The organism is Pseudomonas sp. IT-P100, from assembly GCF_949767185.1.
Taxonomy (GTDB): domain Bacteria; phylum Pseudomonadota; class Gammaproteobacteria; order Pseudomonadales; family Pseudomonadaceae; genus Aquipseudomonas; species Aquipseudomonas fluorescens_B.
On the sequence record NZ_CATKQK010000011.1, the window covers coordinates 402,887 to 429,388 of the forward strand.

The window sequence follows — 26,502 nt, forward strand, 5'->3', positions numbered from 1 at the left end:
TGCAGAATTTTGTGTGCACCCTGTAGGCGCTGCCGAGGGCTGCGATCTTTTTCATGCTCCACCCATCTCCCTATTGAAAACCAAGCAAGCGCTCGGTTAACTTCGCTGGACCCCTCAGTGGAGTTCGCCGATGCCTGCCTTTCAGGAATACTTCGACCCCAGCCACCAATTGGTCCGTGACAGCGTCAGACGTTTCGTCGAGCGTGAGATTCTTCCGGACATCGACCAGTGGGAAGAGGCCGAGAGCTTTCCCCGCGAGCTTTACCTCAAGGCCGGTGCGGCAGGGATTCTGGGGATCGGTTACCCCGAAGCCCTGGGGGGCAGCCACGAAGGTGATCTGTTCGCCAAAATCGCCGCCAGCGAAGAGTTGATGCGCTGCGGCTCCGGTGGATTGGTCGCCGGGTTAGGCTCGCTGGACATCGGCTTGCCGCCGATCCTCAAATGGGCCAGGCCCGAGGTCCGGGATCGCGTCGTGCCGCCCGTGCTGGCCGGCGAAAAGATCAGCGCACTGGCTGTCACCGAGCCCAGCGGCGGCTCCGATGTGGCCAACCTGCAAACCCGCGCCATGCGTGACGGTGACTGCTATCGGGTCAGCGGCAGCAAAACCTTTATCACCAGTGGCGTGCGCGCGGATTACTACACCGTCGCGGTGCGCACCGGCGAACCGGGTTTCGGCGGTATCAGCCTGCTGTTGATCGAGAAGGGCACACCGGGTTTCACCGTCGGCCGCCAATTGAAGAAAATGGGCTGGTGGGCGTCTGACACGGCCGAGCTGTTCTTCGACGATTGCCGCGTACCTGCAGGCAATCTGATCGGCGCCGAAAACATGGGCTTCGCCTGCATCATGGGCAACTTCCAGAGTGAACGCCTGGCTTTGGCGCTGATGGCCAACATGACCGCGCAGCTGGCGCTGGAGGAAAGCCTGAAGTGGGCGCGTCAGCGCGAAGCGTTCGGCAAACCCATCGGCAAGTTTCAGGTGCTCAAGCATCGCCTTGCGGAAATGGCGACGGCGCTGGAAGTGTCACGGGAATTCACCTACCGGCAGGCGGCGAAAATGGCTGCCGGGCAGAGCGTGATCAAGGAAATTTCCATGGCCAAGAATTTTGCGACGGACACGGCGGACCGGATTACCACGGATGCGGTGCAAATTCTCGGTGGCCTGGGCTATATGCGCGAGAGTCTGGTGGAGCGGCTGTACCGCGATAATCGGATTCTTTCGATTGGCGGCGGGACGCGGGAAGTGATGAACGAGATCATCAGCAAGCAGATGGGGTTGTAGTTGGCGGTGTGGCGGCTGGCCCCATCGCGGGCTTGCCCGCGATGGGCATCCTTCCAGACTCGGCTTACTGATCGCTCAACGCAAACTGCGTCAGGCAGAAAGCAGGAATCCCCATGTCTTCCAGTCGCTGCGACCCACCCAGCTCCGGCAAATCAATGATCGCCGCCGCTTCATGCACCCGCGCACCCATACGCCGAATCAGGTTGGCCGCCGCAATCAGCGTGCCGCCGGTGGCGATCAAATCATCGAACATCACCACCGAATCGCCTTCGCAAAGACTGTCGGCGTGCACTTCAAGGAAGGCTTCGCCGTACTCGGTCGCATAGCCCTCGGCCAGCACGTCGGCCGGCAGTTTGCCTTGTTTGCGGAACAGCACCAGCGGCTTGTTCAACTGATAGGCCAGCACCGAACCGATCAGGAAACCACGGGCATCCATGGCACCGATGTGGGTGAAGTCAGCCTCGACGTAACGGTGGGCAAAGCTGTCCATCACCAGGCGCAGGGCCGTGGGCGACTGGAACAGCGGGGTAATGTCGCGAAAGATGACACCCGGTTTCGGGAAGTCGATCACAGGGCGGATCAGGGATTTTATGTCGAAGGAGTCGAAGACCATCGTCGAGTTGTCCTGGCAGGCTGCAAACGTCGCAGTATACCGGCGGCAGAACCGTTTCGCTCAGCCGCCATCGTCGCAATCAACCTTCGATCGAGCCACCGGCCAGGGCGCAGAGCTGGATCGGGTCAAGGATATGGATTTCCTTGCCTTCGGCGGCGATCAGTTCGTTTTGCTGGAAGCGCGTGAACACCCGTGACACGGTTTCCACCGCCAGGCCCAGGTAGTTACCGATTTCGTTGCGCGACATGCTCAGGCGGAACTGATTGGCCGAGAATCCGCGAGCGCGGAAGCGTGCCGACAGGTTCACCAGGAACGTGGCAATGCGCTCGTCGGCGGTTTTTTTCGACAGCAGTAACATCATTTGTTGATCGTCGCGGATTTCTCGGCTCATCACGCGCATCAGCTGACGGCGCAACTGCGGCAGTTGCAGCGCCAGTTCGTCGAGGCGTTCGAACGGAATTTCACAGACCGAGGTGGTTTCCAGTGCTTGCGCCGAGACCGGATGTTTTTCCGTGTCCATGCCCGACAGCCCGACCAGTTCGCTCGGCAAATGGAAGCCGGTGAGCTGTTCTTCACCGCCATCGCTGAGGCCGAACGTTTTCAGGGCGCCAGAGCGTACTGCATACACGGAATCGAAAACGTCGCCCTGACGGAACAGGAATTCGCCCTTTTTCAACGGGCGACCACGTTTAACGATCTCGTCCAGCGCATCCATGTCTTCCAGATTCAGAGAAAGTGGCAGGCAGAGGGGAGCCAGGCTGCAATCCTTGCAATGGGCCTGGTTATGAGCACGCAGCTTTACTGGCTCGGACATTTTCTTAAATCCTTGTGGGAAAACACACATAAGACGTAAGGGTAACTCACGGGAAGACAATCAGGCCAGCGCTGTGCCGTTTTGTCACAGCGCGGTGAGGGGCGATGAAGCGTTAGATCACTCGCGAAAACCGTTGGCGGTTCTGTTCCTCCAGGTAGGCATCGAACACCATGCACACCGAACGCACCAGCAATCGTCCGGCGGGCAGTACGTTGATGCGGTCATTGTTCAATTCGATCAGCCCGTCTGCGGCCATGCCTTGCAACTGTGGCCACAGCTTGCCGAAGTAACCGCGAAAGTCGATGTTGAAGGCCTGCTCGATCTCGGTGAATTCCACGTTGAAACGGCAAATCAACTGTTGGATCACCGCCCGCCGGACACGGTCGTCGGCGTTGCACAGCAGGCCGCGGTTGGTCGCCAGTTGCGTGGAGGCCAAGGCGTTCTGGTACTGGTTGAGGTCGTTGCTGTTCTGGCAGTACAGGTCGCCGATCTGACTGATGGCCGAGACGCCCAGCCCGATCAAATCGCAATGACCGTGGGTGGTGTAGCCCTGGAAATTGCGTTGCAGGGTCGATTCTTCCTGGGCAATCGCCAGCTCATCGTCGGGCAGGGCGAAGTGGTCCATGCCGATATAGCGATAGCCGGCGGCGGTCAGTTGTTCGATGGTGCGCTGGAGCATCTCCAGTTTCTGCGCCGGCGTCGGTAGCTCGTCACTGTTGATTCGCCGTTGCGGCATGAAGCGCTCCGGCAAGTGCGCATAGTTGAACACTGACAACCGGTCCGGTTGCAGGTTGATCACTTCTTCGACGGTGCGGGCGAAATTGTCGGGTGTCTGTCTGGGCAGGCCATAGATCAGGTCAATGTTGATCGAGCGGAATTGCAGGGTCCGTGCGGCATCGATCACCGCCCGTGTTTCTTCCAGGCTTTGCAGGCGATTCACCGCTCGTTGCACGGCCGGGTCGAGATCCTGCAAACCGATGCTGACGCGATTGAAACCCAGTTCACGGAGCAGGCCCATGGTCGACCAGTCGGCTTCGCGCGGGTCAATCTCGATGCCGTAGTCGCCGGTGTCGTCGTCCAGCAGATTGAAGCTTTTGCGCAACTGGGCCATCAGCTGGCGCAATTCGTCATGGCTGAGAAAGGTCGGCGTGCCGCCGCCGAAGTGCAGTTGTTCGACCTTTTGCGCCGGGTCGAGGTGGCAGGCGATCAGCTGGATTTCCTGCTCCAGGCGTTGCAGGTAGGGCAGGGCTCGGCCGCGATCCTTGGTGATGACTTTGTTGCAGGCGCAGTAGTAACAAATGTTCGCGCAGAACGGCACGTGCACATACAGCGACAACGGGCGCAGGGCCTTGCGGCTTTCCCGCAACGCATGGAGCAGGTCGAAGGAGCCGATATGACCATCGAACTGCGCGGCGGTCGGGTAGGAGGTGTAGCGCGGTCCCGCCAGGTCATAGCGGCGGATCAGATCGGTATCCCAACGAATGGCGTCGAGCATCATGCGGGCATTCCCCCGGATAGGCTGGCAGTGTCGGCAAGTCTATGGGAGGCGGCGTTGGGGCATCTTGATTTGCATCAACGGCGATGGGGGGCGGTGGTTGGTTTTTGTGGCGAGGGAGCTTGCTCCCGCTGGAATACGCAGCAGTCCTTTTTTTTGGGGCCGCTTCGCGCCCCAGCGGGAGCAAGCTCCCTCGCCACGGTTCAGTGCCCCATGAGCCAATGTTGATGCGGTCCAGGCAAGGTCCAGATGCCGAACAGCATGACCAGCAGTCCTCCGGTCATGCGCACGCTGCGTTTGCGCAACAGCGCCGTAACGCGCTCGGCCGCCAGCCCCGTCGCGAGCAACACCGGCCAGGTGCCAAGGCCGAACGCGAGCATCAGCAATGCACTGTCCAGCGCATTACCCTGGCTCGCTGACCACAGCAACGTGCTGTAAACCAGCCCGCAGGGCAGCCAGCCCCAGAGCGCGCCGAGCAACAAGGCGCGGGGCACGCTCGACACCGGCAGTAGTTTGTTCGCGACAGGCTGGATATGCCGCCACAGACCGCGCCCGAGGCTTTCGATGCGGGTCAGTCCGCTCCACCAGCCGGCAAGATAAAGCCCCATCGCAATCAGCAGCAATCCGGCGAGGATGCGCATGAACATCGCTGCCGGGCTGTTCGCCACCGCCCAACCCGCCAGGCCGATCAGCAGGCCGGCAGTGGCGTAGCTGAGAATTCGCCCGAGGTTGTAGGCCAGCAGCAATCGAAAGCGTCGGCTGCGTTGTTCCTTGGGAATCGCCAGGGTCAACGCGCCCATCAAGCCGCCGCACATACCCAGGCAATGGCCGCCGCCGAGCAGGCCGAGGATCACCGCAGACACCAGCAGTGGCGCCAACTCAAACATGCGGGGGCGCCTTGTCGTCCGGTTTGACCGGGTGGCCGCTGGCCTCATCGACCGCCGCGGTGTGATTCGGGTCCTGGTCGTCGAACAGGATGCTGTGGGCGGGGCCGTCGAGGTCATCGTACTGACCGCTGTCGACCGCCCAGAAGAAAATGTAGACCGCGATGGCCACGATCAGCAGCGCGGCCGGGATCATCACGTAGAGAGCTGGCATGGGAAGGCTCCATGCCCGCGCGGCTCAGGCCGGCAGCGGGCGGGTTTCTGGCGTGGCGCTGGCGGCCGGCGTGCTCGGCAGGCGAGTCAGGCGCAGGGCGTTCAGCACCACGGTCAACGAACTGATCGACATGCCGACCGCGGCCCACACCGGCGTGATCCAGCCGAGGGCGGCGAACGGCAACATGAGGCCATTGTACAGGCCGGCCCACAGCAGGTTCTCGATGATAACCCGACGGGTACGCCGGGCGAGGCTGAAGGCCTGCACCAGCGCGTCGAGGCGGTTGGACAACAGCACGGCGTCGGCACTGGTTTTCGCCAGATCGGTGGCCGAACCCATGGCGACGCTGATGTCGGCGGCGGCCAGTACCGGCACATCGTTGACCCCGTCACCGAGCATCAATACCTTGCGACCTTCCTTGTGCAGCTGCTGCAGGACCTGCAATTTGTCGTCCGGGCGCAAACCGCCGCGGGCCTCGTCGATGCCCAGTTCCGCGGCGACGCTGGCGACCATGGGCGAGGTGTCGCCCGACAACAGCAGTGTCCGCCAGCCGCGCGCCTTGCAGGCGTCCAGTAACGCCGGCGCATCGGCGCGCAAACGGTCATCGAGGACGAACCACGCCAGTGGTCCCTGACCGTCGCCGAGCAGCAGCCACTGACCGGCCTCATCGGGCATCAGCGGTACGGCGGCGTTGCTGAGTGCACAGACAAAACCCGGTTGGCCGATGCGCAGGCGCTGCTCGCCGACCACGCCTTCCAGGCCCAGCCCCGGTGTGCTGTGGACTTCCTCGGCGGCCAGCGGCGCGCGGCCGAATGCCCGGGCGATCGGGTGCTCGGATCGGTTCTCGAGGGCGGCGGCCAGGCTCAGGCATCGATCGCTGTCGAGTGCACCGAGGGGGCGGATCGAACGCAGCGTCAGGCGCCCTTCGGTGAGTGTGCCGGTCTTGTCGAAAATCACCGTGTCGATCTGGTTCAGACCTTCGAGCACATGGCCGCGCGTCAACAAAAGCCCCAGCTTGTGCAGCGTGCCGGTGGCGGCGGTGAGGGCGGTCGGCGTGGCGAGGGACAAGGCGCACGGGCAGGTCGCGACGAGCATCGCCAGGACAATCCAGAAGGCTCGCGAGGAATCCAGTTCCCACCAAAGCAGGCCAATGCAGGCAGATGCGATGAGCGTCAGCAGCAGGAACCATTGCGCGGCGCGGTCGGCGATCTCTGCCAGGCGAGGTTTCTCGGCCTGAGCGCGGTCCAGCAGGCGGACGATGGCGGACAGCCGGGTGTCCTGGCCAAGGGCGAGGACTTCTACGGTCAGCGCGCCTTCGACGTTCAGGGTGCCAGCGGTAACGGCATCGCCGAGGGTTCTCGGTTGCGGCAGGTATTCGCCGGTCAACAGCGACTCGTCGATGCTTGACTGGCCGTCGAGGATCTTGCCGTCGGCCGGGAGGATCGCCCCGGGATGCACCAGCACGTGGTCGCCGACATGCAGTTCGCTGAGCAGGATGCGCTCGCTCTGGCCGTCGGCACTTAGCCGCAGGCATGAGGCGGGCAGCAGATTGACGAGTTGTGCCGTGGCGGCGGCGGTGCGCTCCCGGGCGCGCCGCTCCAGATAACGCCCGGCGAGCAGGAACAGCGCAAACATGCCGACGGCATCGAAATACAGCTCGCCGACCCCGGTGATCGACGTCCAGATCCCGGCGACATAGGCGCTGCCAATCGCCAGCGACACCGAGACGTCCATGGTCAGGTGGCGGGTGCGTAAATCGCGCATCGCGCCTTTGAAGAACGGCGCACAGCTGTAGAACACGATCGGCGTGGTGAGGAACAGTGCGACCCAGCGCAGGATCGTGTGCAGCTCGGGGCTGAGGTCGATGTTGAATTCCGGCCAGGTGGCCATGGTCGCCATCATCGCCTGGAACCACAGCAGCCCGGCGACCCCGAGTTGGCGCAGGGCCAGACGGTTTTCGCTGGCCAGTTGTTCGCTGGCGCGGTCGGCCTGATAGGGGTGTGCGGCGTAGCCGATGTGCCGCAGTTCGCTGAGCACCTGGCTCAGGGGCAATTGCGCATCGGCCCAGCGCACGTGCAGGCGATGGTTGGACAGGTTCAGCCGCGCTTCCGCCACCGCCGGCAAGCCGCGCAGGTGCTTCTCGATCAGCCAGCCGCATGCCGCGCAGCTGATGCCTTCCATCAACAGGGTGGTTTCGGCGAGCTCGCCGTCGTGGCGCACGAACGGCTTTTGCACGTCGGCGCGGTCGTACAGCGCCAGCTCGTCCACCAACTGTACCGGCAACGCTTCGGGGTTGGCCGAGGCTTCGCTGCGATGCTGGTAATAGCTTTCCAGTCCACCCGCGACAATCGCTTCGGCCACGGCCTGGCAACCCGGGCAGCAGAATTCGCGGGTTTCTCCGAGGACGACAGCGGTGAAGCGGCTGCCGGCCGGGACGGGCAGGGCGCAGTGGTAGCAGGGGAGTGGCGTGGTCATGTGTGTTGCCATGAAAACCATTGTGGCGAGGGAGCTTGCTCCCGCTCGGCTGCGTAGCAGTCGCAAGTCGGCGCACTCGCTAAGACTGAAAGGACCGGTTTGCAGGTTTTGGGGGCGCTTCGCCCCCCAGCGGGAGCAAGCTCCCTCGCCACATTTGATCGCATTCGCACATTTATTTCTTCAGGTCTTCAGCGCCTTGCAGCGGTTCGTCGCCCAGCAGCAGTTCCTTGTCATGGCTGACCAGTTCTTCTTCGAACATACGCCAGATGTGGTCGTCCTGAGTGCCCAGCAGTTCCACGAAGCGGCGGCCATCGACCTTGTCGCTCAACTGGCCGATGTAGCGGCCCTGTCCGGTTTCACTGCGGGTGAGGGTGATCTTGCGATCCTTCTCCGGCTGGGTCGGCGAGATCAGGTTCAGCTCCAGGGTTTTCGGCTGGCTGTTGCCGCTCAGGCGCAGATCGACTTCGCCGGTCACGTCATCCAGGTGCACGCTGGCGCGCAGGAGCAGGGTCTGTGCCAGCAGCTCGCGGTCGAGGGAGCGGTTGATGCCTTTGCCGGCCTCGTAGTAGTTGTCGTTGACCAGGTTGTCCGGGTTGTTCACCGCGATCGTTACCATGGACAAGGTCAGCGTCACCGAACAGGCGAGGATGGCGATGATGATCCACGGCCAAAGGTGCTTGTACCAGGGACTTGCGGCGTTTGCTGCGGGCATGATCACTTCTCTCAACGAATTTGTGGGCCGATGAAACGGCTCTTGGCTTCAACGTGGATACTTTCGTCATCGGCGTCCTTGAGGATGAATTTCACCTCGTTGGTACTCGATGGCAGTTTTTCCGGGGCAATGGACAGTTCGACCGGCTGGCTGAAAATCTCGCCGGCGGCGACCTTGATCTCGCGTTTGCCTTGCAGCTTCAGGTCCGGCAGGCCGGCGGCTTCCAGCACGTAAGTGTGGTCGCGCTGATCCTTGTTCATGATTTTCAGGCTGTAGACGTTTTCGATCCGTCCTTCGGCGTTCTCGCGGTACAGCACGCGGTCTTTGCTGACGTCGAAACCCACCAGCGAACGCATGAAAAACGCGCCCGCCAGCAATCCCATCATGGCCAGCAACACCAGGGCATAGCCGATCAGGCGCGGGCGCAGTTTATGGGTTTTCTGTCCGGACAGGTTGTGCTCGGTGGTGTAGCTGATCAGGCCGCGCGGGTAATCCATCTTGTCCATGATGCTGTCGCAGGCATCGATGCACGCCGCACAGCCGATGCATTCGATTTGCAGGCCGTCACGGATGTCGATGCCGGTCGGGCAGACCTGGACGCACATGGTGCAATCGATGCAGTCACCCAGGCCCAGGGCCTTGTAGTCGACACCTTTCTTGCGCGGGCCACGGGCTTCACCGCGACGCGGATCGTAGGAGACGATCAGCGTGTCCTTGTCGAACATCACGCTCTGGAAGCGCGCATACGGGCACATGTAGATGCACACCTGCTCGCGCAACCAGCCGGCGTTACCGTAAGTGGCGAGGGTGAAGAAACCGACCCAGAAATATGACCAGCCATCGGCCGCGCCGGTGAAGAAGTCGATGGTCAGCTCGCGGATCGGCGAGAAATAACCGACGAAGGTCATGCCGGTTGCGAAGCCGATCAAAAGCCACATCGAGTGTTTGCTGAGTTTGCGCAGGAACTTGTTGGCGCTCATCGGCGCCTTGTCGAGCTTGATGCGCTGGTTGCGGTCGCCTTCGGTGACCTTTTCGCACCACATGAAAATCCACGTCCACACGCTCTGCGGGCAGGTATAGCCGCACCAGACGCGACCGGCGTACACGGTAATGAAAAACAGGCCGAAGGCGCTGACGATCAGAATGCCCGAGAGCAGGATGAAGTCCTGGGGCCAGAAAGTGGCGCCAAAAATAAAGAATTTGCGTTCTGGCAGGTTCCACCAGACGGCTTGATGGCCGCCCCAGTTCAACCACACCGTGCCGAAATACAACAGAAACAAAAAGGCTCCGCCCATCATCCGCAGGTTGCGGAACAGGCCGGTGAAGGCTCGGGTGTAGATCTTTTCTCGAGAGGCGTAGAGGTCGACGCTGTTGTTCGCGTTTTTGGCAGGCGGGGTAACGTCGTGTACCGGAATCTGATTGCTCATCGGTTGCATCCCACGGCAGTGGAAAAATGCCCCGGTCAGTGCATGCCGACCGCGGTCAAAAAGAGGTGTTGCAGTGGCGCAATGATACGCCTGTCGCTCTAGCTCAAGGGTGCGACCTTTGGTCGCGTTGGGGAAAATTTACGAATGGTGTAGCAAATGTAACAAAGCATGATGCAGGTCAATTGACTATAGACGAATCGTACTCTGCCTCGGTGAACACTACACACCCTGATGGATTGCAGCGCCGGCGCTGCAATCCATCAGCAAAACTCAGTCCTCTTCTAAAAGGAGATTGCCGCCCCCCAGCTTGTCCAGCCCGGTTCCGTGGGGTTTTGGTCGATCAGCGCTGTTCGCGGTGTCTGCCGACCTTGCACGGCGCTTCAGTACAGTTGTTTCGCTAACAACTTCAGTCTGTGGCGGATCTTCACTCGGTACGGCGGGGTTAACATTGCAGGAGTTCTGGGTGGTTGTTTTAGTGTTCATGTAATGACTTCCTTGTGTTGAATTAACTATAGCGTTTGCTCGTGTTGGTGTTTAAACCAATCATCAAGTTGCAGGAAATTTATACTCTATCGAAGGGTGTTTTCCATTAAGTAAAGAATTCAAGATATAAGCGTGTCGTGGGTGGCGAGTTTTGTTGTGGGAAATGCTTTGTGTTTGTTTTGGTAGTTGCTTTTGTTTTGTATTTGATCGAAATTTTATGTGCTTTATTTAAATTCAATAGTGTTTAAGTGGAAATGGAATTCTATGAACATAAAAAAGTGTGCAAGATTACTTGCGTGCATGTGGACCCTGTCGCTGGCATCGCTCGCGCATTCATTTGAAGGTGCGCCGCGTCATATGGTCTTCGCTTCTGATCCACAGTATCCGTGGACGGATAAAACGGACAGAGGTGAAACCGAATCAGCTACAGCGTTGGAGCAGCGCGCGAAATGGCTGGTGGAAACACAGTACGACAGTATTGCCGAGTTCAGGCGGCACGAGGGCGGGAGCACGGCGGTGCCCGTGATGATCAATGGCGATATGACCGCCTTCGGTCATGCAGGTGAGCGTTCCTATGTCCAGCAGACGCTGGATACCAAACTTCAAGGGGCTTATGACTACGGGCTGGGTAATCATGATTATCAAAATAACGTGAATGATTGTTTTCTGAATAATTGCGCCGCTGGAAGCATTGAGGATCTGAAGAAGCGCTATTGGGGAAAGGCCGGAAGTATGGATCTGGCGGCACGGGCTTCATGGCCGAGCACTATTTATTACGGCAGCCTTGCGTACTCCAAGGATTATGGCGATGTGCACCTGGTGCAGTTACATAACGAGCCGACGTACTCGGTGAAATTCTCTTCAGGCACTTTTGTCCGCCCGACGGTTTTTGAAATTACCCCGGCACTTGATTGGCTTGAGCGCGACCTTCAGCAGGCACGCGCGCAGGGGAAAATCATTCTCCTGAACATGCATAAACCCAATGATTTCATGGGCGACTGGAGTCAAGAAAAACGGTTCAGGGAGATGATCGATAAATATGAAGTGACTGCAATGTTCGCCGGTCATCTTCATGGGAGTGGCGGCTCCATGTGGTACACGGGCAGTGTGCCGGGTTTCATCAGCGGCAGTGCATCCCAGCAGACTTATCTGATCGCCAGTTTTTCCGAGGATCGTAAAAACCTGCACGTCTATGCGGTCGACAACAACCAGTGGCAGAAACGTGAGCTGATAGCGACAGTGCCGGTGGCATCAACGTAGGCCAATCGCCCATAAAAAAGGCCCCGCCAGATCACTGGCGGGGCCTTTTTTTGCATCAGGCGTTTGCCTTACTGAGCATCTTCCGCCGGAGCTTTCTCACCGTGAGACAAGCTGTAGACGTAAGCGGCCAGCAGGTGAACCTTGTCATTGCCTTGCAGCTGTTCCTGCGCAGGCATCTGGCCCTGACGGCCGTAACGGATGGTCTGCTGCAGTTGAGCGAAGCTCGAACCGTAGATGAACGCCGCCGGGTGGGTCAGGTCAGGTGCGCCCATTGCTGGCGTACCTTTGCCGGCCGGACCGTGGCACGCCACGCAGTTGGCAGCGAACAGTTTCTGACCGGCAACCGGGTCGGCCTTGGTGCCTTCCGGCAGCTTGCGGCCATCGAGGTTGGTCAGGACGAACGCAGCAACGTCCGCCACGCCTTGCTCGCCGATCACTTCAGCCCACGCCGGCATGACCGCATGACGGCCACCCATGATGGTGGTCTTGATGGTTTCCGCTTCACCGCCCCAGCGCCAGTCGGCGTCGGTCAGGTTCGGGAAGCCGTAGGCGCCCTTGGCGTCGGAGCCGTGGCAGACCGAGCAGTTGGAGGCGAACAAACGGCCACCCATCTTCAGGGCTTGCGGGTCCTTGGCGACTTCCTCGATTGGCATGGAAGCGAATTTGGCGAAGATCGGACCGAACCTGGCGTCCGACTTGGCCATTTCCTTTTCCCACTCGTGAACGCCGGTCCAGCCGGTCTGGCCATTGGCGAACGCGGTCTGCTTCTCGTTATCGAGGTAGTTGTAACCTGGCAGCAGGCCTTTCCAGTTGCCCAGGCCCGGGTACAGCACCAGGTAGCCCAGGGCGAAAATGATGGTGCCCACGAACAGCATGAACCACCATTTCGGCAGCGGGTTGTCGTACTCCTCGATCCCGTCGAAGGAGTGGCCAACCGTTTCTTCTGTTTGCTCGGCGCGCTGGCCCTTGCGGGTGGACAGCAGCAGCCAGGTCAAGGCGAAGATGGTGCCGAGACTGAGGACTGTGACGTACAGACTCCAGAACGTAGTCATTCTTTGTTACTCCTAGAAGCTTGCTCGACGTGCTTGATGGCTTCGGGATCATCCGCGAAAGGCAGCAAGGTCGCGTCTTCAAACTCCGACTTGCGCTTGGGGCTGAACACCCACAACGCCAGACCGATGAAGGCCACCATCACGACAACGGTGCCCAGGCCACGAATCATCCCGATATCCATCTAAATCACCGTTTGCTTTTGATGATGGTGCCCAGGCCTTGCAGATAGGCCACCAGCGCGTCCATTTCGGTTTTGCCCTTCACAGCATCCTGAGCGCCGGCGATGTCTTCGTCGGTGTAAGGGACGCCGAGCGTGCGCAAGACTTCCATTTTCTTGGCGGTGTCTTTGCCGTCGAGCTTGTTTTCCACGAGGAACGGGTAGGCCGGCATTTTCGACTCAGGCACCACGTTGCGCGGGTTATACAAATGCGCACGCTGCCAGTCGTCGGAGTAACGACCGCCAACACGGGCCAGGTCCGGACCGGTACGTTTGGAACCCCACAGAAACGGGTGGTCCCAGACGCTTTCACCGGCGACGGAGTAATGGCCGTAACGTTCGGTTTCAGCACGGAACGGGCGGATCATCTGCGAGTGGCAGCCGACACAACCGTTGGCGATGTAGATGTCGCGGCCTTCCAGCTCAAGGGCGGTACGGGGCTTCATGCCTTCGACCGGCTTGTTGGTGACGTCCTGGAAAAACAGCGGAACGATCTGGGTCAGGCCGCCGATGCTGACGGCGATAACCATGAAGAAGGCCAGCAGGCCAATGTTCTTCTCGACTGCTTCATGCTTCATCAGTGAGCTCCAACTACAGCAATCTGAGCGGCGGCTTCGGCTTCAGCCGGGTTCGAGGCACGTACGGTACGCCATACGTTGTAGGCCATGAACAGCATGCCGCTGGCAAAGAACGCACCGCCCAGGGCGCGAACGATGAAACCGGGGTGGCTGGCTTGCAGCGCTTCAACGAACGAGTAGGTGAGGGTGCCGTCGTCGTTGATTGCACGCCACATCAGACCCTGGGTGATGCCGTTGACCCACATCGAAGCGATGTACAGGACGGTACCGATGGTCGCGAGCCAGAAGTGCGCGTTGATCAGGCCGACGCTGTGCATCTGCGCACGACCGAACAGTTTCGGGATCATGTGGTAGATCGCGCCGATCGAGATCATCGCTACCCAGCCCAAGGCACCGGCGTGTACGTGGCCGATGGTCCAGTCGGTGTAGTGCGAGAGCGAGTTGACGGTCTTGATGGCCATCATCGGGCCTTCGAAGGTCGACATCCCGTAGAACGCGAGGGACACGACCAGGAAGCGCAGGATCGGGTCGGTGCGCAGCTTATGCCAGGCGCCCGACAGGGTCATCATGCCGTTGATCATGCCGCCCCAGCTCGGAGCCAGCAGGATGATCGACATCGCCATGCCCAGGGACTGCGCCCAGTCTGGCAGTGCGGTGTAGTGCAAGTGGTGCGGACCGGCCCAGATGTACAGGGTGATCAGCGCCCAGAAGTGCACGATCGACAGGCGATAGGAGTAGATCGGACGCTCGGCCTGCTTCGGAACGAAGTAGTACATCATCCCCAGGAAGCCGGTGGTCAGGAAGAAGCCCACCGCGTTGTGCCCGTACCACCACTGGATCATCGCATCCGTCGCACCGGCGTAGGCCGAGTAGGACTTGAAGAAGCTGACCGGCAGGGACGCGTGGTTGACGATGTGCAGCATCGCCGTCACGACGATGAAGGCACCGTAGAACCAGTTACCCACATAAATGTGCTTGGTCTTGCGCTTGGTGATGGTGCCGAAGAACACCAGACCGTAGGTGACCCAGACGATGGCCAGCAGAATAGCCAAAGGCCATTCCAGCTCAGCGTATTCCTTGGTGGTGGTGTAACCCAGCGGCAAGGTAACGATGGCGCCGACGATCACCGCTTGCCAACCCCAGAAGGTGAAGGCTGCGAGGCTGTCGGAAATCAGTCGCGTTTGGCAGGTTCGCTGCACGACGTAATAAGAAGTGGCAAACAGTGCACAACCACCGAAGGCGAAAATCACCAGGTTGGTGTGCAGCGGGCGTAAGCGTCCAAAAGTCGTCCACGGCAGACCGAAGTTCAATTCCGGCCATACAAGCTGTGAGGCGATGAAGACACCGAGCCCCATGCCAAGGATCCCCCAGACCACCGTCATGATGGCGAACTGGCGGACTACCTTATAGTTATAAGCAGTCGGACTGATTGCTGTGCTCATTCTAAGGTTCCACGGTTTGGGTGTTTTATTAGGAGTAAAAATCGGCCGCAAGTATGGAGAAAGCAGGGGGTCATTGCAACGCGCCATGACCTGGGTCAATGCTTTCAAAAGCTGATTCTGCGGCCTTTCCATGCGCCGCGTAAGGACAAAATCGCCCTCGGACAAAATGTCGCAGCGAACGAAAGTGGTGAGGGGGTCAGGTCAGTTGTAACGGGGTGTGTTCAAACACAACGATCGAGTGACCGACGGCAATTGGCACGACAGCCGGTATCTACCAGCCTTTGCGGCCTGTCATCGAGCAGATTCGTCGAACACATCGGGTTGGGTCGACCTGGAACCGGCTCATGCCAGTCCGCATCGGGGGAAGCTTAGACCCGATTCCGGTGAACCGAAAGGAGGACTAACGGAGGGTGCGACAATGGGTCGCAAAGGGGCAGGGAGCTGCCGCATCCGGGGAGAATGCGGCAGTAGAGCTGTGAAGAATTATTCGCTTTTGCCTTCGGCCTGCAAACGCTCTGTATTCAGACCGTGGGACAGGCTGTACACATAAGCGGCCAGCAGTTGCACCTTATCGTTGCCGAGCAGTTCGTTCTGCGCCGGCATATGGCCCTGACGGCCATGGCGAATGGTTTGTTGCAGTTGCGCCAGGCTTGTCCCGTAGATGAACCCGGCCGGTTGCGTCAGATTCGGCGCGCCCATGGCTTCAGTGCCTTTGCCGTTTGCACCATGACAGGCTACGCACATCGTGCTGAACGCTTGCTGTCCGGCCTGCAGATCGGCGCCGCTGTCAGCCGGCAATGGCAGGGCGGCCAGGTCATGACGTACATAGGCGGCAACGTTTTTCACGCCGGCATCCCCAAGGATTTCACCCCAGGCCGGCATCGCGGCCATGCGCCCACCCATGATCGTGGTCTTGATCATCTCGGCGTTGCCGCCCCAGCGCCAATTGCTGTCGGTCAGGTTCGGGAAGCCAAAAGCGCCCTTGGCATCCGAGCCGTGGCACACCGAGCAGTTCGACGCAAACAGGCGGCCGCCCATTTTCAGCGCTTGCGGGTCCTTGGCCACTTCTTCCACCGGCATGGCGGCGAATTTGGCGAAGATCGGTCCGAACTTCGCATCGGCCTTGTTCATCTCCTTTTCCCATTCGTGGACGCCGGTCCAGCCGTCCTCGTAACCCGGCAGGACGCCTTTCCAGTTGCCCAGGCCCGGATACAAGACCAGATAACCTACGGCGAACACCAGCGTGCCGGCGAACAGCATGAACCACCACTGCGGCAGCGGGTTGTCGTACTCCTCGATGCCGTCGAAGCTGTGGCCCATGGTCTGGTCGACGCTGCCCTTGGTTTCGCCCTTGCGGGTGCCGATCAGCAGCCAGGTCAGGCCGATCAGGCTGCCGATGGTCAGTACGCAGATCCACGTACTCCAGAAAGTGGTCATGACCGGGTACTCCTTGTTTCAGGTTCTTGGGTGGCGTCGTCGGCCAGGGGTTCATCGGCGAACGGCAGCAAACGCGCTTCGGCGAATTCCGGGTTGCGCTTGCTGTTGAACACCCACAACGTCAGGCCGACGAAGGCCACGAACACCACGACCGTGCCCAGGCCGCGGATCATTCCACTGCTCATTTCAAAGATCATGGGGCTCACCTCTTGCTCTTGATGGCAGTGCCGAGCACTTGCAGGTAGGCGACCAATGCGTCCATTTCGGTCTTGCCCTTGAGCGATTCGACGCTACCGGCGATGTCGTCGTCGGTGTACGGCACGCCAAGGGTGCGCATTGCCTTGATCTTGGTTTCGGTGTGGCTGCTGTCGAGCTGATTGGCCACCAGCCATGGATAGGCAGGCATCTTCGATTCCGGCACCACGTTGCGCGGGTTGTACAAATGCGCGCGGTGCCAGTCTTCGGAGTAGCGGCCGCCGACACGGGCCAGGTCCGGACCGGTACGCTTGGAGCCCCACAGGAACGGGTGATCCCAGACGCTTTCGCCGGCGACCGAGTAGTGACCGTAGCGTTCAGTCTCGGCGCGGAACGGCCGGATCATCTGCGAGTGACAGCCGACGCAGCCTTCGCGGATGTAAATGTCGCGACCTTCCAGTTGCAACGCGGTGTAGGGCTTCATGCCTTCCACCGGTTTATTGGTCACGTCCTGGAAGAACAGCGGGACGATCTGGGTCAGGCCGCCGATGCTCACGGCGAACACCATCAGCAACATCAGCAGGCCGACGTTTTTCTCGATTGTTTCGTGTTTCATGGCGGACTCCTCAGGCGATCTGCGCGGCAGCGGCGGCTTCGGCAGGCTGCGAGGCCCGCACGGTGCGCCAGGTGTTGTAAGCCATCAGGAACATGCCACTGAGGAAGATCGCGCCGCCCACCAGTCGCACGACGAAGCCTGGGTGGCTGGCCACCAGGGTTTCGACGAAGGAGTAGGTCAGCGTGCCGTCTTCGTTGACGGCGCGCCACATGAGGCCCTGGGCGATGCCGTTGACCCACATCGATGCGATGTACAGAACGGTGCCGATGGTCGCGAGCCAGAAGTGCGCGTTGATCAGGCCGATGCTGTGCATCTGCGCGCGACCGAAGATTTTCGGGATCATGTGGTACAGCGCGCCGATGGAAATCATCGCCACCCAGCCAAGCGCACCGGCGTGAACGTGGCCGATGGTCCAGTCGGTGTAGTGGGAGAGGGCGTTGACGGTCTTGATCGCCATCATCGGACCTTCGAAGGTCGACATGCCGTAGAACGCCAGCGATACCACCAGGAAGCGCAGGATCGGGTCGCTGCGCAACTTATGCCAGGCGCCCGAGAGCGTCATCATCCCGTTGATCATCCCGCCCCAGCTCGGCGCCAGCAGGATCAGCGACATCACCATGCCCAGCGACTGTGCCCAGTCCGGCAGCGCGGTGTAGTGCAAGTGGTGCGGACCGGCCCAGATGTACAGGGTGATCAGCGCCCAGAAGTGCACGATGGACAAGCGATAGGAATACACCGGACGCTCGGCCTGTTTCGGCACGAAGTAGTACATCATTCCGAGAAAACCGGCGGTGAGGAAAAAGCCTACGGCGTTGTGCCCGTACCACCACTGCACCATGGCATCGGTCGCGCCGGCGTACACCGAGTAGGACTTGGTGAAACTCACTGGCAACTCAAGGTTGTTGACGATGTGCAGGATGGCGACGGTGATGATGAACGCACCGAAGAACCAGTTGCCGACGTAGATGTGCTTGGTTTTGCGCTGGGCCAGTGTGCCGAAGAACACGATGGCGTAGGCGACCCAGACGATGGTGATCAGGATATCGATCGGCCATTCCAGCTCGGCGTATTCCTTGGAGCTGGTGTAACCCAGCGGCAGGCTGATGGCCGCCAGGAGAATCACAAGCTGCCAGCCCCAGAAGCAGAACGCAGCGATTTTCGGCGCAAACAGCTGTGTCTGGCAGGTGCGTTGCACCGAATAGAACGAACTGGCGAACAGGGCGCAACCGCCGAAGGCAAAGATCACCGCGTTGGTGTGCAGCGGGCGCAACCGGCCGAAACTGGTCCACGGCAAATTAAAGTTGAGTTCAGGCCAGACCAATTGAGCCGCGAGAAAAACCCCGAGCCCCATGCCGACGATGCCCCACACCACCGTCATAATGGCGAATTGGCGGACCACCTTGTAGTTGTAGGCGGTACTGATAGAAGTGTTCATGGTTCCCCATCCACGGTTCAGCCGAAGTGAAGGCCTGTCTTTGCGAGCAAGTCGCAAGGCAGACGCTTCCTTCGCCTGGAGTTATAGGCAGACTAAAAGCGAGGCAAGCATGGACAAAGAGCACAAGGCCAGTATTGACGGGGATCAATGGGCGCAGTGTGTAGCCGAACATGGCTGGCTGTGGAGCGCCGCCGCGGCGCCGTCATCGACGACGCTGATTCTCGCCCATGGCGCCGGTGCGCCCATGGACAGCGCCTGGATGAACGACATGGCTGCGCGCCTTGCTGCGCTTGGCGTCAACGTGCTGCGCTTTGAGTTTCCGTACATGGCGCAACGGCGTGTCGAGGGGGGTAAGCGCCCGCCGAACCCGGCGCCGAAACTGCTGGAATGCTGGCGAGAGGTGTATGCGGTGGTGCGACGCCATGTCACTGGGCGTGTGGCGATTGGCGGCAAGTCCATGGGGGGGCGGATGGCGAGCCTGTTAGCCGATGAGCTGGAGGTGGATGCGTTGGTGTGCCTGGGGTATCCATTTTATGCGGTGGGTAAACCGGAGAAGCCTCGGGTCGAGCATTTGGCTGGGCTGAAGACGCCGGCATTGTTTGTTCAGGGGGAGCGGGATGCGTTGGGCAATCGCGAGGCGGTCGAGGCTTACACGTTGTCACCGAGTATCGAAGTGTTCTGGCTGGTAGCGGGGGATCATGATTTGAAACCGTTGAAGGCTTCGGGGTTTACCCATGAGCAGCATTTGGCGGCTGCGGCGGGCAAGGTTGCCGAATTCCTGCGGCGAGATGCATAACCCTGTGGGAGGGGTTTGTCCGCGATGAGGCCCAGACAGGCAACATCACTTTCAGAGTGACGATAAAATGTATGGTCAGCCCATCTCCTGCAACCTCATGGGCTGTTTTCGGTAAAGCTGGCTTGCGCTAATGTATTCGGGCTCGTCGTGAGTGTTGCGTCAACAACGCTCGGCCCTCGATGAGTAGCCGCTCCCGACTGTCCTGAAAAAACCCTCAGCCTCTCCCTCAGCCTCTAAAGCTGATTTTATTGCCAGGTTCTCAGTCGGGCCGTTTGCCGTTTACTGTCATCAGTCAGTGACGTCGCAAAAGCCGGTGGTAAAGCTGTACGTTCAAACGTTCGGATGTGGGTCGTACTGGCCGCCTTTGGCCAGTACCGCCCACACGATTCGCGCCAGTTTGTTCGCCAGCGCGCACGCGACGACATTGGAGTGTCGACGCGTCAGAAGCTCCCGAACCCAAGGCCCAATGGCGTCTTCCCGCTTATCGATATGCTGCATGATGGATCGCGCGCCCTGCACTAGCAGTTGGCGGATGTGCTTGTCGCCGCGCTTGCTGATCCCCAGAAGCACTGTTTTTCCGCCCGTCGAATATTGCCTCGGCACCAGCCCTAGCGAAGCGGCAAAATCGCGTCCACTTCGATAGTTCGACGCATCGCCTACATCGGCCAATACCGCACTGGCGGTGATGGGGCCGATGCCAGGAATACTCTGCAAACGACTTCCGGCATCGTCTTCTTTCAACTGTTGCTTTAGATCGGACTCGATGTCCTTGATTTCATCATTCAGCAGTTGAATTTGATGATGGAGGCGCATCACCACGCCCTTCAGACGCAATGGAACCGGGTGTTGTGGGTCGTCCAGCAGCGCCGGCAAGCGGTGCAATGCAGTTGCGCCAATGGGCAGGCTGATGCCGAATTCCAGTAAAAAGCCATGAATCTGGTTGGTCGCGACGGTGCGATGGCCAATCAAGGAATCTCGGACACGATGCAGGGCTGAAAGCGTTTGCTGCTCTGCGGTTTTGATCGAGCAGAAGCGCATCGCGGGGCGGCTCGCCGCCTCGCAAATCGCTTCGGCATCAATGAAGTCGTTTTTGTTGCCTTTGACGAACGGTTTGACGTACTGCGGGGCGATCAGCTTCACCTCGTGGCCCAATGCACCGATCTGTCGAGCCAGCCAGTGGGCGCCGCCGCACGACTCCATCACCACCGTGCAGGCCGGTAACTGGGCCAATGTGCTGAGCAATTGGCCGCGGTTGGTTTTCTTGCGCAATACCTGATGACCTTTGGCGTCCTGGCCATGCAGGTGGAAACTGTGTTTGCCAATGTCGATACCGAGAAGCGTCATCGTGTTCATGAGAGATCCTCCGCCGAAAACGAGAAAAGCCCTGCAAGCGTAAACCTGCAGGGCTTCTCGGTCAGGCTGACCATCTCATTAAACCCGGAAGCTTTCGCCGTCCGGGTTTTTGTCTTTCCAGCATCAATCAGCGGTTAAACCGCTCCACCAGCGAATACTGAGTATTCGCCGTCTTCGTCAGCTCTTCACTCAACAACGCCGAGTGCTGCGCCTGTTCCGACGTCTGGTCAGCCAGTTGCGAGATGTTGCTGATGTTGCGGCTGATTTCTTCGGCCACCGAGCTTTGCTCTTCGGTCGCGGCTGCGATCTGGGTGGTCATGTCGGTAATGTGCGCCACCGCTTCGCTGATCCCGACCAGCGCCTGATCCGCTTCCAGTACCCGCGCCACACCTTCTTCCGCCTGGCGATGCCCGGCTTCCATGGTTTGCACCGCTGAGCTCGCGGTTTGCTGGAGCTTGGCGATCAGGGCGTGAATCTGCCCGGTGGATTCGCTGGTGCGTTGCGCCAGTTGACGAACTTCGTCAGCCACCACCGCAAACCCACGGCCCATCTCACCGGCCCGGGCCGCTTCGATTGCCGCGTTCAACGCCAGCAGGTTGGTCTGGTCGGCGATGCCTTTGATCACGTCGACCACGCCGCCGATTTCATCGCTGTCCTTGGCCAGTTGGGTCACGGTCATGCCGGTTTCGCCGACCACTTCCGACAGTCGCTGAATGGCTTCGCGGGTTTCCCCGGCGATGTCGCGGCCGCGACCGGTCAGGCGATTGGCTTCCTGAGTCGCGTCCGCGGTGCGTTGCACGTGGCTGGCGACTTCCTGCGTGGTGGCGGCCATCTGGTTGACGGCGGTGGCCACTTGTTCGGTTTCGACGCGCTGACGTTCCAGGCCGGTGGAGCTGCTGTGCGCGAGGGTGTCGGACTGTTTCGCCTGGTCGCTCAGGTGCTCGGCAGTGTCCTGCAGACGGGTCAGGCAGGTTTTCAGGCGGGCTTCCTGACTGAGGATCGACATCTCCAGGCGCGCCTGGGCGCCACGGCTGTCGGTGTACATCTGCGCGATCAGCGGGTCGGATGTAGTCTGTTCGGCCAGGCGCAGCAAGCGCTTGAGGCCGCGCTGTTGCCAGCTCAAACCCAGCAGGCCCAACGGCACCGAAAGGCCCGCAGCCAGGGCGAAGCCCCACTGGGAGTTGAGTGTGGCGCCGATCATGAAGCTCAGCTGGCTGACCAGAATGAACGGCAGCCAGTCCTGAAGCACCGGCAGCCATTTATCGGTGGAAGGAATCGCTGACTTGCCCTGGTTGATGCGTTGGTAGAGCGCTTCGGCACGCTGGATCTGTTCGGCGGTGGGCTTGACCCGCACCGACTCGTAACCGATCACCTGGTTGCCTTCGAAAACCGGTGTGACGTAGGCGTTGACCCAATAGTGGTCGCCGGTCTTGCAGCGATTCTTGACAATGCCCATCCATGGCAAGCCTTGTTTCAACGTGCCCCACATGTGCGCGAATACCGCAGACGGTACGTCGGGGTGACGAACCAGGTTATGCGGCGCACGGATCAGTTCCTCGCGGGAAAACCCACTGATTTCGACGAACGCGTCGTTGCAGTAGGTGATCACGCCCTTGGCATCGGTGGTGGAAATCAACCGTTGCTGAGCCGGAAAGGTCCGTTCGCGTTGTGTGATGGGCTGGTTGTTACGCATGGCTTTTTTCAATCCGCAAGGCTTTGAGAGGTTGTCGGCATGGTCAGGGGTTTATTGAATTTTTATTTCAATAATCAGCGGCGCGTCGCAAAACGACCGTTGCGTCAGCCCGCCAGCATCGGATAGGTGAACAGGCCGAAATGCAGCAGGTTCAAGCCGAAATGCGTGGCGATGGCTGCCGCCAATCCGCCGAAACGGTAGGCCAGACCATAGCCGACACCTGCCAGGGTCGCCAGTAACACCCATTGCCAGCCGGCAGCCAGATGCGCCAGACCAAACAATAGCGAGGCGAGCAGCAGTGCGAGGTTTTCGCCATAAGGCAGGTGTTTGAGGTGTCGGCTCAGACCGCCCTGGATGTAGCCGCGAAACAGCGCTTCCTCTACCAGCGTGACCAGCAGCAGATTGTTGAACAGCCACAACCAGGCCTGATCGGGCCATTTGGGGGCCCAACTGATCACGCCCAGCAACAGCGCGCCGCCGAGCGCCAGCAGGGCACTCAGTGTCAGTCCCATCGCGGTGGCAAAAATGCCAAGCCGCAGCGAACGCTGGCCGACAATCCACGGGCAGACCAGCAACAGCCAGAAACCAATCAGCGGTTTGTCCAGGTTCAGGTACATGGAAAAACGCACGGCATCGTCGGTGAAGCGTTGCGGATTGATACCGCGGCCGTTGTAGAAACCGGGAAGCCAATGCATGGCCAGTGCCAGCGCCATGAAAATGAACAGCGCGTGGCCGAGGTAGCGGCCTATGCGCACGTGTTGTTGGCGTGCGGCGAAACCGGCGGTCAGCAATAGCGCAACGGAGATTCCGGCGAGCCAGCCGAGGTGGCCATAAGTCAGGGCCAGGCCGTAGCCAAATGAGAGCAGGGCCAGATGAATCCATGGCAGGGCGAGCATGTGAAGTCCTTAATGTGACGCAAAACAAATGTGGTGAGGGGATTTATCCCCGTTGGGGCGCGAAGCGGCCCTAAATCTGAGTGCATGGTATTTCAGGCACACCGCATCACAAAGTTTGCGACTGCTTCGCAGTCGAGCGGGGATAAATCCCCTCGCCACAGGGCAGGTGATGGTTTGAGGAGGGTGATTATATGGACGTACCCCAACAAACAAAAACACCGCCCGAAGGCGGTGTCTTTTGTCAGCAGGCAGTCAAGACGCAATCAACTGCCGCAACACGTAATGCAAAATTCCTCCCGCTTTGAAGTACTCCACTTCATTGAGCGTATCGATCCGGCACAGCACCTCGACTTTCTCGCGGCTGCCGTCCTCGCGGGTGATGATGAGCGTCAGGTTCATCCGCGGCGTCAACGCCACTCCCGTCAGACCAATGATATCCAGCGTTTCCTTGCCCGTGAGGTTCAGGCTCTTGCGGTTCTGATCCAGTTTGAACTGCAGCGGCAACACGCCCATGCCCACCAGGTTGGAACGGTGAATCCGCTCGAAGCTTTCGGCGATGACTGCTTTTACACCCAGCAGATTAGTGCCCTTGGCCGCCCAGTCCCGGCTTGACCCGGTGCCGTATTCTTGCCCGGCGATGACCACCAGCGGGGTGCCCGAGGCCTGATAACGCATGGCCGCATCGTAGATCGCCATTCGTTCCCCGGTGGGAATGTAAATCGTGTTGCCGCCTTCCTCTCCTCCGAGCATTTCGTTGCGTATGCGGATGTTGGCGAAGGTGCCGCGCATCATCACTTCATGGTTGCCGCGGCGGGAACCGTAGGAGTTGAAGTCCCGCGGTTCCACTCCTTTCGCGCGCAAGTAGTTGCCCGCCGGGCTGTCGGACTTGATGTTGCCGGCCGGGGAGATGTGGTCGGTGGTCACCGAATCGCCAAGCAGCGCGAGGATTCGGGCACCTGCGACGTCCTTGACCACGGGCGGCGGGCCACCGATATCGTCGAAGAACGGCGGGTGCTGGATGTAAGTCGAATCATCCTGCCAGACATACGTCGCCGCCTGCGGCACTTCAATTGCCTGCCATTGCTCATCGCCGGCAAACACCTCGGCGTATTCCTTGTGGAACATCGCGGTGTTGACCTGATTCACCGCGTCGGCGATTTCCTGGGTGCTTGGCCAGATATCCCGCAGGTAAACAGGGTTGCCGTCCTTGTCGTTACCCAGCGGTTCGCTGCTGATATCAATGCGCACCGTTCCGGCCAATGCATAAGCGACCACCAGCGGTGGAGAGGCCAGCCAGTTGGTTTTCACCAGCGGATGCACCCGGCCTTCGAAGTTGCGGTTGCCCGAGAGCACCGAGGCGACGGTCAGGTCGGCTTTCTGGATGGCTTTTTCGATCGGCTCCGGCAACGGGCCCGAGTTGCCGATGCAGGTGGTGCAGCCATAACCGACAAGGTCGAAACCGAGTTGATCCAGATACTGAGTCAGGCCGGCGGCCTTGTAGTAGTCGGTGACCACTTTCGAGCCTGGGGCCAGCGAACTCTTGACCCACGGTTTACGCGTGAGGCCTTTCTCCACGGCTTTTTTTGCCACCAGCCCTGCAGCCATCATCACGCTGGGGTTGGAGGTGTTGGTGCACGAGGTGATCGCGGCGATGACCACCGCGCCGTTTTTCAAGCGATAGGTCTGGCCGTCGTACTCATAGTCCGTTTCACCGACCAAATCCGCGTTACCTACCGCGACGCCGCCACCGCCCTCACTTTCCAGGCGGCCTTCTTCCTTGCTGGTGGGCTTGAACTGCAGACCGAGGAAATCACTGAACGCTTGCGCGACATTGGGCAGCGACACCCGGTCCTGTGGGCGTTTCGGCCCGGCGAGGCTGGCCTCGACGCTGCTCATGTCCAGCGCCAGGCTGTCGGTGAACACCGGCTCCTTGCCGGGCAGGCGCCACAGACCTTGTGCCTTGCTGTAAGCCTCGACCAGTTTCACGGTTTCCAGCGGCCGGCCGGACAGGCGCAGGTATTCCAGCGTCACGTCATCCACCGGGAAGAAACCGCAGGTGGCGCCATATTCCGGGGCCATGTTGGCGATGGTCGCTCGGTCGGCCAGCGGCAGGTCGGCAAGACCGTCGCCGTAGAACTCGACGAATTTGCCGACCACGCCTTTCTTGCGCAGCATCTGGGTGACGGTCAGCACCAGGTCGGTGGCGGTGATGCCTTCCTTTAACTTGCCCGTGAGTTTGAAACCGATCACCTCCGGAATCAGCATCGACACCGGTTGGCCGAGCATCGCGGCTTCCGCTTCGATCCCGCCGACGCCCCAGCCGAGCACGCCGAGGCCGTTGATCATGGTGGTGTGGGAGTCGGTGCCGACCAGCGTGTCGGGGAACGCATAGGTGCGACCGTCCTCATCCTTGGTCCAGACGGTGCGGCCGAGGTATTCGAGGTTGACCTGGTGGCAAATCCCCGTGCCGGGCGGCACCACGCTGAAGTTGTCGAAGGCGCTCTGGCCCCAGCGCAGAAAGGCATAACGCTCGCCGTTGCGCTGCATTTCGATGTCGACGTTCTGTCCGAAGGCGCTTGCGCTGCCGAACTTGTCGACCATCACCGAGTGATCGATCACCAGATCCACCGGCGACAGCGGATTGATGCGCTGCGGGTCACCGCCGGCCTTGGCCATGGCGGCGCGCATGGCGGCCAGGTCGACCACGGCGGGCACGCCGGTAAAGTCTTGCATCAATACCCGGGCAGGGCGGTACTGGATTTCGCGATCGGAGCGACGTTCCTTGAGCCAGGCGGCAATCGCCCGGAGGTCGGCGCCGGTGACGGTTTTTTCGTCTTCCCAGCGCAGCAGGTTTTCCAGCAACACTTTCAACGACATTGGCAGTTTGTCGAGATCACCGAGGCTCTTGGCTGCATCGGGCAGACTGAAGTAATGGTAGATCTTGTCGTCGACTTGCAGGGTTTTAAGGGTTTTCAGGCTATCGAGGGACGGCATTGAAATGACTCCTTTGGGTCCGCACGGCTACGGACTGACGGGACGAACAGAGCTTTAACCTAGCCCTGTTTAGGCGTTAAGGCTAATAACTGGACTCTATGGACAAGTCCGAGGTTCCGAACTCGGCTATCATGCGCCGGT

The 26,502-nt window shown here is 60.1% G+C and carries 25 protein-coding genes; 4 read left to right on the top strand and 21 right to left on the bottom strand.

Annotated elements, in window-relative coordinates; all coding sequences use genetic code 11:
• Nucleotides 1-130 precede the first annotated feature (130 nt).
• Nucleotides 131-1,279: an acyl-CoA dehydrogenase family protein gene (locus ACM6IQ_RS10005; RefSeq protein ID WP_414878640.1), complete on the top strand. Its 1,149-nt coding sequence runs from the start codon at nt 131-133 to the stop codon at nt 1,277-1,279.
• Between the two features lie 64 nt (nt 1,280-1,343).
• Here ACM6IQ_RS10005 and ACM6IQ_RS10010 read toward each other — a convergent pair whose 3' ends face one another.
• The 9 genes from ACM6IQ_RS10010 to ACM6IQ_RS10050 all read right to left on the bottom strand — a co-directional run bounded on the left by ACM6IQ_RS10010 (nt 1,344) and on the right by ACM6IQ_RS10050 (nt 10,396).
• Nucleotides 1,344-1,892 carry an adenine phosphoribosyltransferase gene (locus tag ACM6IQ_RS10010; RefSeq protein ID WP_414878641.1) on the bottom strand — a complete coding sequence of 183 codons (549 nt, stop codon included), beginning with the start codon at nt 1,890-1,892 and terminating at the stop codon, nt 1,344-1,346.
• A gap of 79 nt (nt 1,893-1,971) precedes the next feature.
• The gene (gene fnr / locus ACM6IQ_RS10015; RefSeq protein WP_017337526.1) at nt 1,972-2,706 is read right to left on the bottom strand and encodes a fumarate/nitrate reduction transcriptional regulator Fnr; all 735 of its coding nucleotides are present in this window, start codon (nt 2,704-2,706) and stop codon (nt 1,972-1,974) included.
• A gap of 112 nt (nt 2,707-2,818) precedes the next feature.
• Nucleotides 2,819-4,201 carry an oxygen-independent coproporphyrinogen III oxidase gene (gene hemN, locus ACM6IQ_RS10020; protein WP_031318621.1) on the bottom strand — a complete coding sequence of 461 codons (1,383 nt, stop codon included), beginning with the start codon at nt 4,199-4,201 and terminating at the stop codon, nt 2,819-2,821.
• 203 nt (nt 4,202-4,404) lie between these two features.
• A complete protein-coding gene (locus tag ACM6IQ_RS10025) occupies nt 4,405-5,088 on the bottom strand; it encodes a sulfite exporter TauE/SafE family protein (protein ID WP_017337528.1) in 684 nt (227 codons plus the stop codon).
• Nucleotides 5,081-5,299, bottom strand: a complete 219-nt coding sequence (ccoS, locus tag ACM6IQ_RS10030) for a cbb3-type cytochrome oxidase assembly protein CcoS (RefSeq protein WP_017337529.1) — start codon at nt 5,297-5,299, stop codon at nt 5,081-5,083. The genes ACM6IQ_RS10025 and ccoS overlap by 8 nt, the downstream gene beginning before the upstream one ends.
• A 24-nt stretch (nt 5,300-5,323) precedes the next feature.
• Nucleotides 5,324-7,774 carry a heavy metal translocating P-type ATPase gene (locus ACM6IQ_RS10035; protein WP_017337530.1) on the bottom strand — a complete coding sequence of 817 codons (2,451 nt, stop codon included), beginning with the start codon at nt 7,772-7,774 and terminating at the stop codon, nt 5,324-5,326.
• A gap of 172 nt (nt 7,775-7,946) precedes the next feature.
• Nucleotides 7,947-8,486 carry a FixH family protein gene (locus ACM6IQ_RS10040; RefSeq protein WP_017337531.1) on the bottom strand — a complete coding sequence of 180 codons (540 nt, stop codon included), beginning with the start codon at nt 8,484-8,486 and terminating at the stop codon, nt 7,947-7,949.
• Between the two features lie 11 nt (nt 8,487-8,497).
• The gene (ccoG, locus tag ACM6IQ_RS10045; protein WP_017337532.1) at nt 8,498-9,913 is read right to left on the bottom strand and encodes a cytochrome c oxidase accessory protein CcoG; all 1,416 of its coding nucleotides are present in this window, start codon (nt 9,911-9,913) and stop codon (nt 8,498-8,500) included.
• Nucleotides 9,914-10,183: 270 nt separating this feature from the next.
• A complete protein-coding gene (locus tag ACM6IQ_RS10050) occupies nt 10,184-10,396 on the bottom strand; it encodes a hypothetical protein (protein ID WP_414878642.1) in 213 nt (70 codons plus the stop codon).
• A 264-nt stretch (nt 10,397-10,660) separates the two neighbouring features.
• Here ACM6IQ_RS10050 and ACM6IQ_RS10055 point away from each other — a divergent pair, with 264 nt between their 5' ends.
• The gene (locus ACM6IQ_RS10055; protein WP_414878643.1) at nt 10,661-11,656 is read left to right on the top strand and encodes a metallophosphoesterase family protein; all 996 of its coding nucleotides are present in this window, start codon (nt 10,661-10,663) and stop codon (nt 11,654-11,656) included.
• A gap of 68 nt (nt 11,657-11,724) precedes the next feature.
• Here the strand turns inward: ACM6IQ_RS10055 and ccoP (ACM6IQ_RS10060) are convergent, their stop codons facing one another.
• The 8 genes from ccoP (ACM6IQ_RS10060) to ccoN (ACM6IQ_RS10095) all read right to left on the bottom strand — a co-directional run bounded on the left by ccoP (ACM6IQ_RS10060) (nt 11,725) and on the right by ccoN (ACM6IQ_RS10095) (nt 18,629).
• Nucleotides 11,725-12,708: a cytochrome-c oxidase, cbb3-type subunit III gene (gene ccoP, locus ACM6IQ_RS10060; RefSeq protein WP_414878644.1), complete on the bottom strand. Its 984-nt coding sequence runs from the start codon at nt 12,706-12,708 to the stop codon at nt 11,725-11,727.
• The gene (locus ACM6IQ_RS10065; RefSeq protein ID WP_003175465.1) at nt 12,705-12,890 is read right to left on the bottom strand and encodes a CcoQ/FixQ family Cbb3-type cytochrome c oxidase assembly chaperone; all 186 of its coding nucleotides are present in this window, start codon (nt 12,888-12,890) and stop codon (nt 12,705-12,707) included. Before ACM6IQ_RS10065 ends, ccoP (ACM6IQ_RS10060) begins: the two co-directional genes overlap by 4 nt.
• Nucleotides 12,891-12,895: 5 nt before the next feature.
• A complete protein-coding gene (ccoO, locus tag ACM6IQ_RS10070) occupies nt 12,896-13,504 on the bottom strand; it encodes a cytochrome-c oxidase, cbb3-type subunit II (RefSeq protein WP_017337535.1) in 609 nt (202 codons plus the stop codon).
• Nucleotides 13,504-14,946, bottom strand: a complete 1,443-nt coding sequence (gene ccoN / locus ACM6IQ_RS10075; protein WP_017337536.1) for a cytochrome-c oxidase, cbb3-type subunit I — start codon at nt 14,944-14,946, stop codon at nt 13,504-13,506. Before ccoN (ACM6IQ_RS10075) ends, ccoO (ACM6IQ_RS10070) begins: the two co-directional genes overlap by 1 nt.
• 483 nt (nt 14,947-15,429) lie before the next feature.
• Nucleotides 15,430-16,383, bottom strand: a complete 954-nt coding sequence (gene ccoP / locus ACM6IQ_RS10080; protein ID WP_017337537.1) for a cytochrome-c oxidase, cbb3-type subunit III — start codon at nt 16,381-16,383, stop codon at nt 15,430-15,432.
• A complete protein-coding gene (locus ACM6IQ_RS10085; RefSeq protein ID WP_017337538.1) occupies nt 16,380-16,580 on the bottom strand; it encodes a cbb3-type cytochrome oxidase subunit 3 in 201 nt (66 codons plus the stop codon). The genes ccoP (ACM6IQ_RS10080) and ACM6IQ_RS10085 overlap by 4 nt, the downstream gene beginning before the upstream one ends.
• A 5-nt stretch (nt 16,581-16,585) precedes the next feature.
• Nucleotides 16,586-17,194 (bottom strand): cytochrome-c oxidase, cbb3-type subunit II, encoded by a 609-nt coding sequence (gene ccoO, locus ACM6IQ_RS10090; RefSeq protein ID WP_017337539.1) that lies wholly within the window; start codon nt 17,192-17,194, stop codon nt 16,586-16,588.
• Nucleotides 17,195-17,204: 10 nt separating this feature from the next.
• Nucleotides 17,205-18,629, bottom strand: a complete 1,425-nt coding sequence (gene ccoN / locus ACM6IQ_RS10095) for a cytochrome-c oxidase, cbb3-type subunit I (RefSeq protein ID WP_017337540.1) — start codon at nt 18,627-18,629, stop codon at nt 17,205-17,207.
• A 109-nt stretch (nt 18,630-18,738) separates the two neighbouring features.
• On the opposite strand from ccoN (ACM6IQ_RS10095), the gene ACM6IQ_RS10100 reads away from it, so the two are divergent.
• Nucleotides 18,739-19,425, top strand: a complete 687-nt coding sequence (locus ACM6IQ_RS10100; protein ID WP_017337541.1) for an alpha/beta family hydrolase — start codon at nt 18,739-18,741, stop codon at nt 19,423-19,425.
• A 330-nt stretch (nt 19,426-19,755) separates the two neighbouring features.
• On the opposite strand, the gene ACM6IQ_RS10105 is transcribed toward ACM6IQ_RS10100, so the two are convergent.
• Nucleotides 19,756-20,778, bottom strand: coding sequence for an IS110 family transposase (locus tag ACM6IQ_RS10105; RefSeq protein WP_414878645.1), 1,023 nt, complete (start codon nt 20,776-20,778; stop codon nt 19,756-19,758).
• On the opposite strand from ACM6IQ_RS10105, the gene ACM6IQ_RS10110 reads away from it, so the two are divergent.
• Nucleotides 20,701-20,916, top strand: a complete 216-nt coding sequence (locus ACM6IQ_RS10110; protein WP_414878993.1) for a hypothetical protein — start codon at nt 20,701-20,703, stop codon at nt 20,914-20,916. The genes ACM6IQ_RS10105 and ACM6IQ_RS10110 overlap by 78 nt on opposite strands.
• Here the strand turns inward: ACM6IQ_RS10110 and ACM6IQ_RS10115 are convergent.
• From ACM6IQ_RS10115 to acnA, 3 genes are all read right to left on the bottom strand, one after another.
• Entirely contained in the window at nt 20,906-22,471 is a 1,566-nt protein-coding gene (locus ACM6IQ_RS10115; protein ID WP_414878646.1) for a methyl-accepting chemotaxis protein, read from the bottom strand. The two genes, ACM6IQ_RS10110 and ACM6IQ_RS10115, sit on opposite strands and share 11 nt — an antisense overlap.
• A gap of 104 nt (nt 22,472-22,575) precedes the next feature.
• Nucleotides 22,576-23,367, bottom strand: a complete 792-nt coding sequence (locus tag ACM6IQ_RS10120; protein ID WP_017337543.1) for a CPBP family intramembrane glutamic endopeptidase — start codon at nt 23,365-23,367, stop codon at nt 22,576-22,578.
• Between the two features lie 252 nt (nt 23,368-23,619).
• Nucleotides 23,620-26,361 (bottom strand): aconitate hydratase AcnA, encoded by a 2,742-nt coding sequence (gene acnA / locus ACM6IQ_RS10125; RefSeq protein ID WP_414878647.1) that lies wholly within the window; start codon nt 26,359-26,361, stop codon nt 23,620-23,622.
• Nucleotides 26,362-26,502: the final 141 nt, after the last annotated feature.

What these genes read in the sequence shown, in the direction of transcription:
- ACM6IQ_RS10005 (WP_414878640.1), top strand. Translation starts at nt 131, where the DNA reads ATGCCTGCCTTTCAGGAATACTTCGACCCCAGCCACCAATTGGTCCGT.
- ACM6IQ_RS10010 (WP_414878641.1), bottom strand. Translation starts at nt 1,892, where the DNA reads ATGGTCTTCGACTCCTTCGACATAAAATCCCTGATCCGCCCTGTGATC.
- fnr (WP_017337526.1), bottom strand. Translation starts at nt 2,706, where the DNA reads ATGTCCGAGCCAGTAAAGCTGCGTGCTCATAACCAGGCCCATTGCAAG.
- hemN (WP_031318621.1), bottom strand. Translation starts at nt 4,201, where the DNA reads ATGCTCGACGCCATTCGTTGGGATACCGATCTGATCCGCCGCTATGAC.
- ACM6IQ_RS10025 (WP_017337528.1), bottom strand. Translation starts at nt 5,088, where the DNA reads ATGTTTGAGTTGGCGCCACTGCTGGTGTCTGCGGTGATCCTCGGCCTG.
- ccoS (WP_017337529.1), bottom strand. Translation starts at nt 5,299, where the DNA reads ATGCCAGCTCTCTACGTGATGATCCCGGCCGCGCTGCTGATCGTGGCC.
- ACM6IQ_RS10035 (WP_017337530.1), bottom strand. Translation starts at nt 7,774, where the DNA reads ATGACCACGCCACTCCCCTGCTACCACTGCGCCCTGCCCGTCCCGGCC.
- ACM6IQ_RS10040 (WP_017337531.1), bottom strand. Translation starts at nt 8,486, where the DNA reads ATGCCCGCAGCAAACGCCGCAAGTCCCTGGTACAAGCACCTTTGGCCG.
- ccoG (WP_017337532.1), bottom strand. Translation starts at nt 9,913, where the DNA reads ATGAGCAATCAGATTCCGGTACACGACGTTACCCCGCCTGCCAAAAAC.
- ACM6IQ_RS10050 (WP_414878642.1), bottom strand. Translation starts at nt 10,396, where the DNA reads ATGAACACTAAAACAACCACCCAGAACTCCTGCAATGTTAACCCCGCC.
- ACM6IQ_RS10055 (WP_414878643.1), top strand. Translation starts at nt 10,661, where the DNA reads ATGAACATAAAAAAGTGTGCAAGATTACTTGCGTGCATGTGGACCCTG.
- ccoP (WP_414878644.1), bottom strand. Translation starts at nt 12,708, where the DNA reads ATGACTACGTTCTGGAGTCTGTACGTCACAGTCCTCAGTCTCGGCACC.
- ACM6IQ_RS10065 (WP_003175465.1), bottom strand. Translation starts at nt 12,890, where the DNA reads ATGGATATCGGGATGATTCGTGGCCTGGGCACCGTTGTCGTGATGGTG.
- ccoO (WP_017337535.1), bottom strand. Translation starts at nt 13,504, where the DNA reads ATGAAGCATGAAGCAGTCGAGAAGAACATTGGCCTGCTGGCCTTCTTC.
- ccoN (WP_017337536.1), bottom strand. Translation starts at nt 14,946, where the DNA reads ATGAGCACAGCAATCAGTCCGACTGCTTATAACTATAAGGTAGTCCGC.
- ccoP (WP_017337537.1), bottom strand. Translation starts at nt 16,383, where the DNA reads ATGACCACTTTCTGGAGTACGTGGATCTGCGTACTGACCATCGGCAGC.
- ACM6IQ_RS10085 (WP_017337538.1), bottom strand. Translation starts at nt 16,580, where the DNA reads ATGATCTTTGAAATGAGCAGTGGAATGATCCGCGGCCTGGGCACGGTC.
- ccoO (WP_017337539.1), bottom strand. Translation starts at nt 17,194, where the DNA reads ATGAAACACGAAACAATCGAGAAAAACGTCGGCCTGCTGATGTTGCTG.
- ccoN (WP_017337540.1), bottom strand. Translation starts at nt 18,629, where the DNA reads ATGAACACTTCTATCAGTACCGCCTACAACTACAAGGTGGTCCGCCAA.
- ACM6IQ_RS10100 (WP_017337541.1), top strand. Translation starts at nt 18,739, where the DNA reads ATGGACAAAGAGCACAAGGCCAGTATTGACGGGGATCAATGGGCGCAG.
- ACM6IQ_RS10110 (WP_414878993.1), top strand. Translation starts at nt 20,701, where the DNA reads ATGACCTTTGGCGTCCTGGCCATGCAGGTGGAAACTGTGTTTGCCAAT.
- ACM6IQ_RS10105 (WP_414878645.1), bottom strand. Translation starts at nt 20,778, where the DNA reads ATGAACACGATGACGCTTCTCGGTATCGACATTGGCAAACACAGTTTC.
- ACM6IQ_RS10115 (WP_414878646.1), bottom strand. Translation starts at nt 22,471, where the DNA reads ATGCGTAACAACCAGCCCATCACACAACGCGAACGGACCTTTCCGGCT.
- ACM6IQ_RS10120 (WP_017337543.1), bottom strand. Translation starts at nt 23,367, where the DNA reads ATGCTCGCCCTGCCATGGATTCATCTGGCCCTGCTCTCATTTGGCTAC.
- acnA (WP_414878647.1), bottom strand. Translation starts at nt 26,361, where the DNA reads ATGCCGTCCCTCGATAGCCTGAAAACCCTTAAAACCCTGCAAGTCGAC.